Raw genomic sequence first — 13,599 nt, 5'->3', positions numbered from 1 at the left:
TCTTAGCTTACTGATGAACCGAACTGCGCCGAATGAGCCATATAAAGTACAGTCCCCCAATGATAGCGGCTATGGTGCCTGCCGGCAGCTCATAAGGGAAGATGATATAGCGGCCAATCCAATCCGCTAAGACCATCACCCCCGCGCCCAGAATTGCTGCTAATGGCAGCTGCTTCTCAAGCTGCACTGCCCCTAAAGAAGTGGCCAAATGCGGCACCATCAGCCCAATAAAGCTGAGCGGACCCACCGCCAATGTGCTGACTGTACTCAGCGCTGCCACCACGATCAGTAGCGCCCATTGATAAAATCTCACCTTAACGCCCAAGCTTTTGGCCACCGACTCACCTAATCCCAGCACCCTTAGCGGCTTAATCAATAACATACTAAGCGCCACCAGTCCCGCTGCTGCTATCATCAAGTACCAGACCGTCTCAGGGCTGGCGCTATACGTGGTGCCCGATAGCCAGCTCAGCATGGCCTCAAGTCTTGGGTCACCTGACAGCTTGACCATACTCATGATGCCATCCATCATAGCGGCAATCCCGATACCGACCAGCAGTAAGTAAGCTGGCGTGACTTTACGCGCCAACCAAATAATCAGTAATAGCACCAAAAATGCCCCTGCCAGCCCTGAGCCAACCAAGCTTAGGGCACCAGCTTTTATCCCAAAAGCGGGCAACAATAAAAAGCCGCCAATGACCCCCAATGCAGCCCCAGAGCTAATGCCCAGTACTTCCGGGCTGGCCATGGGGTTGCGAGTCAAGGTCTGTAGCAACACCCCGGCGGTAGCCAGCATGACGCCAGTAGCAGCAGCACTTAGCGTGCGCGGCAATCGGTATTGCTGGGTTAGCGCCCAATCTGTACTAAAGGCAATGCCTGAGAGGTCTTTGACCCATACGCTAACTAAAGCAATAAGTAGCAGTACGCCCACACTCCACCGCCACCAGTTGATGGCTTTACGCTGGGGCGTGAACATCGGCGTAATAGGCGTCACGCCTTGGCGTCTTTGACGTAAAATCAGCCAAATAATCAGCGGGGCACCCAACACGCCAGTGATAGAGCCCGCCGATATCGGCGTCCCCATCACCGGCTCTAATAGCAGCGCCACATTACTGGTCAACCACAGCAATAAAGCGCCAAAGCCAAAGGCCGCTACCAATCTGCGCCCGATAGAGCCAATACCCAAGGCATTCACCAAACTTGCTGCCGCCAAGCCGATAAACCCAATCAAGCCCACCTCACTGACCACCAGCGCCGATACGATAGCCACGATAGCAATGACCGCTAAACGTAAGGCATTAATAGGTACGCCCAGCCGTTTGGCTTGCATATCATCTAGGCTCATTAGGGTTAGCGGCTTTAATAAGGGGATACTTATCGCCGCCAGTGCTATGGCCGTTATGGCAAGCTTAACCGTGGTATGCCAATTATTTTGCGTTAAAAACCCAGCCGCCCATGACAAAATACCGACGCTATGCTCAGTAAAAAACAACACCAAAGTGCTGGCAAATGAAGCCAGTAAAATATTTACCACCAGTCCGGCTAACACTAAGATTAGGGGATTAAAACGGCTGGGCGCTGATAAGCTAAATACCAATACCAAACTAAACAGCGCCCCGACAAAGGCAATCCATACCCCACCATAAATCGCTAAACTTGGCACAAATAAGGTCGCAATAAGCAGCGCCAATTGAGCGCCAGTGCCAATGGCCAAGGTGGTATCAGAGGCCAAAGGGTTTTTGACCAGTTGTTGTAATAACACACTGACCACCCCCAGTAGCCCTCCAGCCAATAAGGCCACCACACTGGTAGCGACCAGCTTTAACTGTACCGCCATATCCGCCACATCAAGTGTAAAGCTTGACTTAAACAGCTGGCTAACTGGTAGCTCCCAAAGCCTGTCAATCAATACCGAACTGCTGATGGCAATAGCCGCTAACAGTAAGCGTTTAGGGAGATGGCTATTGCTATTGTCTTTGTTCTGATTACTATTAGGCATAGAGTGACGATTATTTGATGTCATGAGCACGGCCTCCAACTAAGGTAGCTGAGGCAAGATTGTCTGCCAAACTGGTGAGTGATGCCATACCGCCATAAATCCATACCGGTGGCAAAATGGTCATACAACGGCTGGTGTCTGAGGTACTTGGATCGGCGCCATAGCCCAGTCTTTGCCACACCAAGCTGTCTTGGATTTGCTGCTGGGTGATAGGGTTTAGGGGCTTGATAATCAATAGACACACATCTGGCTCAAGCTGAGTCAAGTCTCCCATTTGAATGGGCACAAACCCCCACTCATTGCCCTCACCCAATGCAACCAACTGCTTATCCATCTTAGTCAGCACAGTATTAAATAAGCTGTTATTGGCATACATACGCATGTTATTGGCATCAACGAACTGCACCACGGCAAATTTTTTGATGGCAGGATACCGCTGTTGTAGCTTTGCACCGGCCTGATTAATGCGCTGCTGACTTTGGTTGATATACTGCTCTGCTTGCGCAGGATTGCCTATAATCTTCCCAAGCTTACGCGTAGGCGCGGTATAATCTGACCATTTAGCCGTCTTACCTTGAGCGGCAAACATGACCGTCTGCGCCGGCACGTCACCATATACCCCGCGTGAGTGCTCATAAAAAAAGTTATCTATAATTAAATCAACCGGCAACTGTGCAGCAAGCTCCGCATTGGGTAGATAGCGTATGCCTAAGTCATGGACGGAGGATGGCAGTTTGGGCTCAGCCACCCATTGATCCCACACTCTCATATCTCCGGTAGCAATGGGGGGATGCCCCATGGCAGTAAGCGTGGCCGACACACCCCAATCAGGTGACACCACATTCAGGGACTTCTTAGAAGGGTTAGCCGAAGCGCTGTCTGGCTGATCAAGCGCCTCTATCTGAGAGGGGGCTGATGAGTCATTAAGTGCAGGCTTATCTTGTGTGGAATCAGCCGCACCATCGACGTTGTCACAGCCTGTGAGCACAAGACTTGCCACACTAAGCACTTGTATCAGCTTAAACGCTGCAGATTTAAACAAGCAATGTCTGGTTAAAGCGGTCTGATTGGATGGAAAGGTGGTGGGGCTGATGGGTGGTTTTTTTAGAGGAGGCAGTCTCACTTTCATATTACACCACTGCCACAGGTTGGCCATTAACTGGATGAGTTAGCAGCTGCATATCGACATTAAAAATATCTTTTAACACGTCTGGCTGCATGATATTAGCCACCGTATCATCATGGCAGATTTTCCCAGCTTTTAGCGCAACAATACGGTCTGCATATTGAGCGGCAAGATTAATATCATGTACAATCATAGCCACTCCCAAGCCCTGTGTATCTACCAGCTGTCTAATCAGTGCCATCACCTCTAGCTGATAGCGGACATCTAGTGCTGCCAATGGCTCATCAAGTAGCAGATATTGGGTATCTTGAGCCAAGCACATCGCCAGCCAAACCCGTGCTCGCTCACCGCCCGACAAGGTAGACACAATGCGATCAGCAAAAGGTGCCACTTGAGTCAAATGCATTGCCTCAGTGACTTTATCACGGTCTATTTGACTGGGTTTTTGTAGCCATTTTTGATGCGGATAGCGGCCGAGCATCACAAGCTCACTGACGCTAAAAGAGGCGGCATCGGGTAACTGCTGCGGCAAATAGGCCAGTTTTTTGGCCAAATCTTTACTGCCATAATCGCTAAGCGGTTTATCTTCAAGCACAAGCGACCCTGAGCTTGGTAACATCTCGCCTGCCAAGGTTTTTATTAAAGTGGATTTTCCGGAGCCATTATGGCCAACCAGAGCAACCAATTGATTGGTCGCAATCTGACAGTTTATGTCTTGTAATAATAGGGTGTTTTGACGGCTAATAGAAAGGTGCTGGGCTTGTAACATAGAATCGCCGTAGATTAGGTGAAAAATTAATAAGCAATTGAATATGCTTTGAATTTAGAGTCACATTATACTTACGAACGATAATAAAAACAATTATCATTCACTTAAAAAATCTAGCGTATGCTTACAGTACAGGCTTGGTATGGCAAGCTTAGGCGCATATTACTAATAGCCATCAATAGGCACCTAAGCTGAATACGCCTAAGGTTTTGCCGTCACAAGTCCACTGCGTGAACCTAATACAAACACCACAGCGAAGTCACCTCAGCACGGCGCGCCTCAAATAATGGATCGCTTTTATCTTGGCTTTTGCCATGGGTTGGCTCAGTGTCTAAGCGATATTTGACCTTTAAGCCGGCCTCCTCTATCCAGCCAAGTAACTCTTCACGGCTACGTAGCTGTAAATGTTCGGCTAAATCTGACAATATCAACCAGACTTCACCGTTGTCGGCCAGATGCGACTTTGCGCCCATAAAAAAACCACGCAACATCGCACTATTGGCATCATATACCGCATACTCTAACGGTGAGCTGGGTTTGGCGGGCAGCCAAGGCGGGTTACAGACAATCAAATTAGCCAGCGGCGCTTGCTTGGGATACAGATCTATTTGCTGTAGCTGTACCTGTTCAATTTGCAGGCGTTCGAAGTTATCATCGGCACAGTCTAATGCACGGGGATTTAAATCAGTGGCAATCACTTCTTTCACACCACGCTGCGCCAGAACAATGGATAATAGACCCGTACCGGTACCAATGTCATAGGCGATATCGCAAGGCTTTGGCAAGGGTGCATCAAGTAGCAGCTGCACATATTCTTGGCGGGTTGGTGCGAACACACCGTAATGAGGGTGAATTGATACGCCTAGAGCCTCAACGGGAACGCCTTTTTTGCGCCACTGCGCGGCACCCAATGCGCCCTGCAAGTCACGAAAGGACAACACGCATGCCTCATCCATCTTACCAAAGGCAGCTGTACAAGCCTCCCTGACTTCAGGGGCGCGGCCTAGATTGAGTTGATAATTGGCATCGAAATGTAATAGTAGGCGGCTTAATATTCGAGAGCGCTGAGTTTGCGCCAAACGGTTTTTATGAAATAGATTCGGCAGGTGTTGTGACGCGCTCACCGGCTTTGAGTCACCCCTCATTGAATCAGTCACTGCTTGAGCGGCTTTTTTTTGCGGTTTTTTCAGCCTTGCGCAGCTCAGCACGATCAATACGGCGCTGCAGGGCTTGAATTAATTGCTTGGCATTATGAAAGTCGCCTCGCCACAGCATAGAAGTGCCGGCATTGGCTAAGCGGTAGGCGGTATCTGCCGTGGTGGTGTCATCGATGATAATGATGCGGGCAGGCGGACCATGATTGCTCTGTGAGAGCCATTGTGCACGGTGTAGACTGCCATTTTCTTGCCATTGAACATGCTGTCTTGTTGCTACTAACACGAAATTTACCTTCTTTCATTTATCAATACTAAAAAAACCACTATCATACACTAAACAATAATAAACTTCGCGACAGCCTGGTTATCCTGCTCAGCTTTTGCGGTATTTGTGCTATGATAATTTATCCTCTTTGCTATTGATTAAGTCGCTCTTTTAACGACAAGTCGCCCTCTTAACTATTTAACCTGCTCTGCTATCCTTTATGTCAAACTCTACTTCGTTATCCCATCCTCCAAAACCACTCACCATTTTACATACCTCAGACTGGCATCTGGGACGCCGTTTGTATGGCCAATTGCGCTACCATGAATTTGAGGCTTTTTTGGCATGGCTGACTCAGACCTTGCAGCAATATGAGGTCGATGTGCTGATCGTCGCTGGTGATGTATTTGACACCATGACGCCCAGTAATAAGGCTCAAGCGCTGTACTATGAATTTTTGGGTGTGGTCTCTAAGTCGCACTGTGATCACGTGGTGGTGGTGGCTGGCAATCATGACTCCCCTACCTTCTTGGACGCGCCAGCCAATGTGCTCAAAGCGTTAAACGTGCATGTGATTGGCACCGCTTGCGAAGATGTGGCCGATGAAGTATTGGTGCTCACAGACAGCCAGGATAAAGCGCAGTGTGTCATTGCGGCGGTGCCTTATCTTCGTGACCGTGATGTGCGTAGTGCTCAAGCAGGCGAGTCAGGCGCAGATAAAGATGCCAATCTGTTGGCTGGTATCCATGAGCACTATGCGAAGGTGGCTCAGGTTGCCAAAGCCAAACAGGCCAAGCTGATCACTCAGCAGCAGCGCCATATCCCTCTTATTGCCACTGGTCATTTGTTTGCCGCAGGGGGTGCGACCACAGCTGATGATGGGGTACGTGAGCTGTATGTCGGCAGTCTGGGTAAGATTTCAGCCGATATGTTTGATGAGTGCTTTGATTATGTGGCACTTGGGCATCTGCATGTGCCGCAAAAGGTGGGCGGCCGTGAGCACATTCGTTATAGTGGCTCCCCTATTGCGATGGGCTTTGGAGAGGCCAATCAGACCAAACAGGTATTGTTGGTACAATTTGGCCAAAATTTAGCCTCTGATAGCCTTAAAGAGAGCGTTCAAGAGCACATTAAAGAGCGTATTGAGAAGGCTTCTACTGCACCTCAAATATCTGCTAAGCCCAGCCATACCTTGACGACACCGGCAGCAGGCGCAGCTGCCAATTCATCTCAAGCGGATTTGTTTTGTGGAGATTTATTTGACGATTGGCTTGAGCCGACAGCAAATCAGCCATCTCAGCTGCAAACCCATGCAGATTCAGCAGCAGACTCTATAAGCCAATTAGACAAGCAGCATAAGCCAGATGAGGCACTGGCGGCCAAAACCTTGCACATCACCGCCGATAATACCATGCAAATTATCGCGGTTACTGTGCCTTGCTTTCAGCAGCTCTTGCCCATTTCAGGTGATATCAATCATATTCTACAAAGCCTGCAACAACTCCCACACACCAAGCCCATTTGGATAGAGGTGGCTTATACCGGCGATGAAATCGTCAGCGATTTGCGCGAGCAGATCCATGCTGCCGTGGCTGACACACCTTTTGAGGTATTAAAAATCAAGAACCATCAGATTCGTAACAAGGTGCTCAAAGCACAGAGCACGCATGAGACGCTGCAAGACTTGGATGAAATGCAGGTCTTTGAGCGCTGCTTAGTGGCGAATAAAGTGGCAGAATCTCAGCGCCCCAGCTTGCGCGAGGCCTATGCACAAATCGTGTATCAAATCCATCATGATGACTCAATGGCCGAGTAGATCTATTGCTGGTGCACGTGCTGCTTATGCTTATGCTTATGCTTATGTTGCTATTACTATTGCCCTTGTGCTGCTATTTACTATGTTTTAATTATTTCAACGTTATTTATTTAAACGGCTTGTTATCCCATGCGACTGATTGAATTACGACTCAAAAACCTAAACTCTTTAAAAGGCGAATGGCGCATCGACTTTAGCGATGAAGCCTATATCAACGAAGGTATTTTTGCCATTATTGGGCACACAGGCGCAGGCAAGACCACCATTTTGGATGCCATTTGCTTAGCGCTATATGGAGAAACACCGCGGATCAGTAACATTAGTAAATCGACCAATGAGGTGATGACTCGCCAAACTGGGGAGTGTCTGGCCGAAGTGGTGATTGATATAAATGGCACACATTACCGCTGTCATTGGTATCAGCGCCGTGCCCATGGTAAGCCTGACGGTAACTTGCAAGACGCCACCCATGAGCTATCCCTTGCCAGCGATCATGAGGGACAAAAAGCCGGTACGGTTCTTGAAGAAAAATCATCACTGACCAAAAAGCGAATTGTTGAACTTACCCGTATGGACTTTCAGCAATTCACCCGCTCCATCTTATTGGCTCAGGGCAGCTTTGCGGCATTTTTAAGCGCCAAAGCCGATGAGCGTGCCGACATCTTGGAGAAGATAACCGGCACCGATATTTATGCCACCATCTCTGAGCGGGTGCACGAAAAAAAACGACAAGAAGAAGCCCTTCTTAATACCTTGCAGGCCAAGCTTCAGGGGCTAGAGTTGCTCGATGTAGAGGCCGAGACCCAACTCAAACAACAGCTCGAGGCCAATACCAAACAACTGACAGATCACCGCGCCATCGTTAGCCAATTAGAGGATCAATTAACATGGATCACTGAGGTTGAGCAGCTTACAGAGCAAGTGGTGACGCTTAACGCCGATGTGGCGGTATCCATACAAGCAAAAACAGCCTTTGAAGAGGATGCAAAACGTCTAGAGCTTGCCAATAAGGCGTTAGAGATTGAAAGTCACTATACACAAGTGTGTAATCTGCGCGCCTCAAAACATCAGCTGGATCAAGAGCTGTCTAATAAACAGCAGCAAATCCCTGTCTTACAGCAGCAGCTTGATGAGCAGCAAACACAAATGACTCAGGCACAAAAGCGTGAAGCATCAGCTAACCAAGTCTTGAATGACACGCTCCCTGTGATTGAACAAACGCGCCAGCTGGATAATCAAATTGAACAAAAGCAGCTTACCCTAAAGCAGCAGCAACAATTACAGCACACCCATCAGCAAAGCTTGGCCGAATTCAAGGCAACAATAACACGCCTTATATCAGATAAAAGCCAAACCCAGCAGCAGCTGGCTGAGGTTGATAGCTACCTACAGCAGTACCAGCACCACAGCCAGCTAAATGTGGATATAAGTGGCTTAAATACCCTCGGCTTAACTCTCAAAGCTGAGCTTGAAAATAACTATAAGCTGTATCAGCAGCAGCACTTAAAAGAGCAAGAAAATAAGGATCTGACCCATCAATTAAACGCCCTAAAGCAAGAACAGGCCACGAACCAGGCCCTTTATGAGACAAAACAAGCCAAGTTAACTGAGTTATATCACGCGCAGCAAGCCCTGTTACAGGGGCAGCCTTTGGCGGCACTTCGTCAGCAGCAAGAGTACAATGATGCCTTGAGCACGCAGCTGTCCATACTACAGCAGCACCTTGATAATAAAGCTGAATTGGCTACTCAAATCAGCGCTGAAAAGGCAGTCACCACTCAGTTTGACTCAGATATGGCTGACCTAAAAAGCGCCATTGAACAGGCTGAGCAAGATCTTGAGATGCTAAACCGTCATCAGCAGGACAAACAATCTCAAGTAGAACAACAACAAAAAATCATTGAGCTGGAGGCCAAGCTTGAGGATTATATCGAGCTGTTAGCCCATAATCAGCCCTGTCCACTGTGTGGCTCTACCGAACACCCTAGTGTTGCTAACAAAAAATCTAATTCATCTGAGGCTCATACCAAGCTCCATCAATTAAAAGATGAGCTGTCTCAAATAGTCGCTAAAATTAATCGTGCCAAGCAAAATTTGGACGACGCCAAGCTGGCTTATAAAAACACTGAGTATAAGCAGCAACAAAGCCATGCTCAGCTGACAAACCAGCTACAGCGACTTAATACAACACTAAGCCAGATACTAAGCCATACTAATACGTTATCTGAGCAATTAAGTGCTGACCCCACTGTGCTGCAACAGCAGTTACTAAATAGCAGCGCTCACCTTCATGAAACTGATCCTCAAAGCAGCGATCCAAATAATCATCAAAACGACCAGCAGCCAGCGGCGCCTAAGCCGGCTCTCTTGTTAAAGCTATCGCAGCTAACAGCAGGTTTTGACAGTCAGCCAAGCCAGCAGCAGCTTGAGGCTTTACTAGCCACGGGTAAGCAAATTACAGCGTGTATTTATGACGCACAGCAGCGATTACACCATCAAAAACAGCAGATTAAGCAGTCTTTAGAGGAACAAGATGCGCTGACCCAGCAGATAACAGATATCGAGAAGCGGCATAAAGCGATAGAGGCTGATAACCAAAGGCTAATGATGCACATCAAGGACATTGAATCCAAGCAGCAGCTTAACCAGCATAGTATCACTCAAGCTACAGCCTTTATAGATCAAGGTTTCAGTAAGCTTGGTGAGAGCGTCCAACAGCTGCAAGGTTTGCTAGATAAGTATAAAGACAGTGCGGCGATTAATGACGCCTCACAGACCCTTACTGATTGCGAGCAGTCACTGGCTCAGCTTAGACACTGTATGAATAATCAGCAACACTTAGATGACAAGCAGTGCTATGACTCATTACAGCCGCTACGCAATCTTAGTCAATGGATGGGCACACTCAATAACAGCTATGCAGCCAAGCTGACCTCCAAGCAGCAGCTCTTCACTGAGATCCAAACATTAGACACACAGCTTAAAAGCAATCAGGCTCAGGCAGACAAAGAGCACAGCCAGCTTGCGCTATTGACTGACACCATCCGTCAGCTGTCACATGAGATGACTCAGCTGCAAAGCCGCCGCCGTGATTTATTTGGTGATAAGCAAGTCAATAGCGAAGACAGCAGATTGCGTGCCGCGCTTGATAGTGCCAAAGACCAGCTTAACCAAATAAATAAAGAGCACAGCCATACGCAGCATCAATTAAGCACGCTTCAAGCAGAAAGCCTACGCCTTGAGGCTCAGCTGTCTGAATTACAAAGTCAACTTGCTCAGCAAGAGCACGCGCTAGGCACACAGCTTCTTGCCCATGATTTTGATTCTGAGGCCGATTATTTGGCCGCTCGCCTGCCCAAAGAAGAGCGTGATGCGCTCAATCAACGACAGCAAGAGATTGTTAATGCCCTAAATTATGCCCAAAATGCTTTAAAAACGGTTGAACATCAGCTACAGCATAAAACGGCTAATCCGCAAACCACAGACACCAAAGAAAATCTACAGGCTAAGCGGCAACAGCAACAAGACATGGTCGATGAGCTTATCGAACAGGTGGGCGGCATCAATCAGCAGCTACAAACCAATGAGGCACGAAAAACAGATCAGCGCTCCCAACTTGAGAAGATAGCTGAGCAAAAACAAAAGCTGAAAGTCTGGCAAGAGCTCTATGGCTTAATTGGCTCTGCCGATGGTAAAAAATACCGCACCTTCGCTCAAGGGCTCACCTTTGAGATTATGGTCAGCAACGCCAATACTCAGCTGCGCAAAATGAGTGACCGATACATACTGGTACGTGACGAGAACAGTCCGCTTGAGCTTAACGTTATTGATGACTATCAAGGCGGATTGATACGCAGTACCAAAAACTTATCGGGCGGCGAAGGCTTCTTAATCAGTCTGGCTTTGGCACTGGGGTTATCGAGTATGGCCAGCCAAAACATTCGGGTCGACTCGCTGTTCTTGGATGAAGGCTTTGGTACACTTGATGAGGACTCGCTGGATGTGGCGCTCAATACGCTGACCAACTTGCAGCAAGAAGGCAAGCTGATTGGGATTATCTCACATGTGCAAGCGCTTAAAGATAGAATTCACACCCAAATTAGAGTGGATAAACTCTCAGGCGGATATAGTAAACTCAGCGGTCCTGGCTGTTCGGCGGTTAAGGATTAATGCCCTCTATTTTCTCATATGTCTCGTTATAAGCGCTAAGCTCAGTCATCATCATACTAAAGGCAGAATACAGGCAAATAAAAAGACCTCTTTATCGATAAAGAGGTCTTTTTGTTAGAGACACATAACGCTCATCATCAAGCGCTCGCTACTTACTCAGAAATCAGCTTGTTAATCTCGCTAATCATAACTGAGAGCGCTGATAAGCCTACTTCAGTACCGTTCAGCTTAGACATTTGACCCGCCATATCTTCAATGGCTTGTCTGTGAGCCTGTTGCCACTGCTCAAGAGTGGCCGCTGCATTGTCCTGAGACAACAGTTTGTTCATCATCTGACGCAAACTACGGGTCAGCTCATTAAGCAGCGCATAGCGCGCACGTCTGTCCCAGTGGTCTTGCTGCGGTAGATGCTCAACTTGTAGCATTAGCCAGTCGATATGCAGGTTTTGATAAACCTCAAAGTACAGCTGTGCAATCTCATCCACCGGGCGCTGATACTGCTCAGCCAGTAGCGCTGTGTCTAAGGCATCAATAGCATAGGGTAAGATGGCAAAGCTTTGAGCCTGATCTTGATTGAGTCCTAAGTCGGTCAACTCAGACACATCTTCTTCTAGATGTGTTTCGAACTGATGGGCAATAATGCCTTGTGACTGAGTTAATTCAGACACCCCATTTTTGAAGCGCTCAATGGTTGGTGCGACTTGCAAATCATTGCCAAAAGCATTAACCAGCCACACAATACCCTGCTCTAACACCGAGCGCACTCTGACTTCTAACTGCAGCAAGGTTACGGCGTCCACTTGGTTATCCAAGGCTTCAAGCGTCTGCCAGCTGTCAGTGACTGCAAAGATATCACGGGCAATGGCATAAGCGCGGATTAGGGTCGCTACGCTTTGATTGGTCTCTTCAAACAAGCGGAAGATGGCCTCAATACCCAAGCGGTTTACCACACTGTTGGTCAGATACGTACTGATGATCTCGCGATGCAAACGGTGACGGGTCATCTCATCAAAGAAACGGCTTGCCAGCTCATCTGGGAAGTATTTACGCAGCTCATTAACGAAATAAGGGTCATCAGGAAGATCTGACTCTAATAGCTGCTCATACACCCACATTTTGCCATAGGCCAATATCACAGCAAGCTCAGGGCGGGTCATACCAACGCCTGACTTCATGCGCTGCTCAATCACCTCATCACTTGGTAAGAATTCAATGGCTCTATCTAAACGGCCCTGTGCTTCTAGATAATCAATAATACGCTTATGATCGGTTAGGTTATCTGCCCCATCTAAATGACTGAGCTCTAAGGCTTGCGGCTGCAGATAGTTTTGACGCAGTACCAACTGAGCCACTTCATCGGTCATGCTCTTTAATAAGTCATTGCGCTGCTTGGTGGTCATATCACCTTGCTCAACCACTTTGCCCAATAAGATTTTTATATTGACCTCATGATCTGAGCAGTTAACACCGGCTGAGTTATCAATGGCATCGGTATATAAATGACCGCCTTCATGTTGTGGGCCACCATATAAGGCATACTCAATACGGCCTTGTTGGGTGCAGCCTAAGTTACCCCCTTCACCAAAGACTTTGGCACGGATATCCTCACCATTAACGCGAACCGCGTCATTAGCTCGGTCACCCACATCAGCATGGCTCTCCTCGCGGCTCTTGACGTACGTACCGATACCGCCGTTCCAAATTAAGTCCACCGGCGCTTTTAATAAGCGACCAATCAACTCATTGGGGGTTAAGCTGTCCTCAGAGATATCAAAGGCCGCTTTCATTTCATCAGTTATGACAATCGATTTATCTGAGCGTGAGAACACGCCGCCGCCTTGGCTAATAAGCGATTTTTCATAATCATCCCACGTTGAGCGCGGTAGATTAAATAAGCGCTCGCGTTCGGCGTAAGATGCCTCCGTATCTGGATTAGGATCGATAAAGATATGCAGATGGTTAAAGGCAGCTTGCAGCTTGATATGCTTAGACAGCAGCATGCCATTACCGAACACGTCGCCGCTCATATCACCAATACCCACGACGGTGAAGTCGTCTTTGTTTTGGATGTCTAGACCCAACATTCTAAAGTGACGTTTGACCGATTCCCAAGCGCCGCGAGCAGTAATCCCCATGGCCTTGTGGTCATAACCGACTGAGCCACCTGAGGTGTCAGTTTCAGAAATAAATGTCAAAATCACTCCATATATTGCACCTTTTAGGCTATAATTACCAGAAATAAATGTCGCATATTACCCGAAATAGATGTCAAATTCTTGCAAATAACCATAAATAGA

Annotated in this window: 6 protein-coding genes and 1 pseudogene; 2 read left to right on the top strand and 5 right to left on the bottom strand. The window is 47.9% G+C overall.

Annotated features, from left to right (window positions below):
• Window positions 1–7: 7 nt before the first annotated feature.
• The 4 genes and pseudogenes from fhuB to JMX92_RS06590 all read right to left on the bottom strand — a co-directional run bounded on the left by fhuB (window position 8) and on the right by JMX92_RS06590 (window position 5,334).
• On the bottom strand, window positions 8–2,023 hold the full coding sequence (gene fhuB / locus JMX92_RS06605) for a Fe(3+)-hydroxamate ABC transporter permease FhuB (protein ID WP_227675294.1): 2,016 nt from the start codon (window positions 2,021–2,023) through the stop codon (window positions 8–10).
• A complete protein-coding gene (locus JMX92_RS06600; RefSeq protein WP_227675293.1) occupies window positions 2,010–3,128 on the bottom strand; it encodes an ABC transporter substrate-binding protein in 1,119 nt (372 codons plus the stop codon). Before JMX92_RS06600 ends, fhuB begins: the two co-directional genes overlap by 14 nt.
• A 1-nt stretch (window position 3,129) precedes the next feature.
• Window positions 3,130–3,894 carry an ABC transporter ATP-binding protein gene (locus JMX92_RS06595; protein WP_201544609.1) on the bottom strand — a complete coding sequence of 255 codons (765 nt, stop codon included), beginning with the start codon at window positions 3,892–3,894 and terminating at the stop codon, window positions 3,130–3,132.
• 236 nt (window positions 3,895–4,130) lie between these two features.
• Window positions 4,131–5,334 (bottom strand): annotated as a pseudogene (locus tag JMX92_RS06590) (methyltransferase).
• Between the two features lie 202 nt (window positions 5,335–5,536).
• Between JMX92_RS06590 and JMX92_RS06585 the strand changes: the two are divergent.
• Together JMX92_RS06585 and JMX92_RS06580 are read left to right on the top strand one after the other, a co-directional pair.
• Window positions 5,537–7,132 (top strand): exonuclease SbcCD subunit D C-terminal domain-containing protein, encoded by a 1,596-nt coding sequence (locus tag JMX92_RS06585; protein ID WP_201544607.1) that lies wholly within the window; start codon window positions 5,537–5,539, stop codon window positions 7,130–7,132.
• Window positions 7,133–7,261: 129 nt separating this feature from the next.
• Window positions 7,262–11,302, top strand: coding sequence for an AAA family ATPase (locus tag JMX92_RS06580; RefSeq protein WP_201544604.1), 4,041 nt, complete (start codon window positions 7,262–7,264; stop codon window positions 11,300–11,302).
• A 152-nt stretch (window positions 11,303–11,454) separates the two neighbouring features.
• Here the strand turns inward: JMX92_RS06580 and JMX92_RS06575 are convergent, their stop codons facing one another.
• On the bottom strand, window positions 11,455–13,497 hold the full coding sequence (locus JMX92_RS06575; protein WP_227675290.1) for an NAD-glutamate dehydrogenase domain-containing protein: 2,043 nt from the start codon (window positions 13,495–13,497) through the stop codon (window positions 11,455–11,457).
• Window positions 13,498–13,599 lie beyond the last annotated feature (102 nt).

The sequence above is a fragment of the Psychrobacter sp. H7-1 genome, assembly GCF_904846585.1.
GTDB classification, from domain to species: Bacteria; Pseudomonadota; Gammaproteobacteria; order Pseudomonadales; family Moraxellaceae; genus Psychrobacter; species Psychrobacter raelei.
The sequence above is the reverse complement of the archived record's forward strand: the minus strand, read 5'-3'. Positions and strand labels throughout refer to the sequence as shown.

Excerpts from the sequence above, each read along its gene's own strand:
- JMX92_RS06580 (WP_201544604.1), top strand. The coding sequence starts at position 7,262 with ATGCGACTGATTGAATTACGACTCAAAAACCTAAACTCTTTAAAAGGC.
- fhuB (WP_227675294.1), bottom strand. The coding sequence starts at position 2,023 with ATGACATCAAATAATCGTCACTCTATGCCTAATAGTAATCAGAACAAA.
- JMX92_RS06585 (WP_201544607.1), top strand. The coding sequence starts at position 5,537 with ATGTCAAACTCTACTTCGTTATCCCATCCTCCAAAACCACTCACCATT.
- JMX92_RS06595 (WP_201544609.1), bottom strand. The coding sequence starts at position 3,894 with ATGTTACAAGCCCAGCACCTTTCTATTAGCCGTCAAAACACCCTATTA.
- JMX92_RS06600 (WP_227675293.1), bottom strand. The coding sequence starts at position 3,128 with ATGAAAGTGAGACTGCCTCCTCTAAAAAAACCACCCATCAGCCCCACC.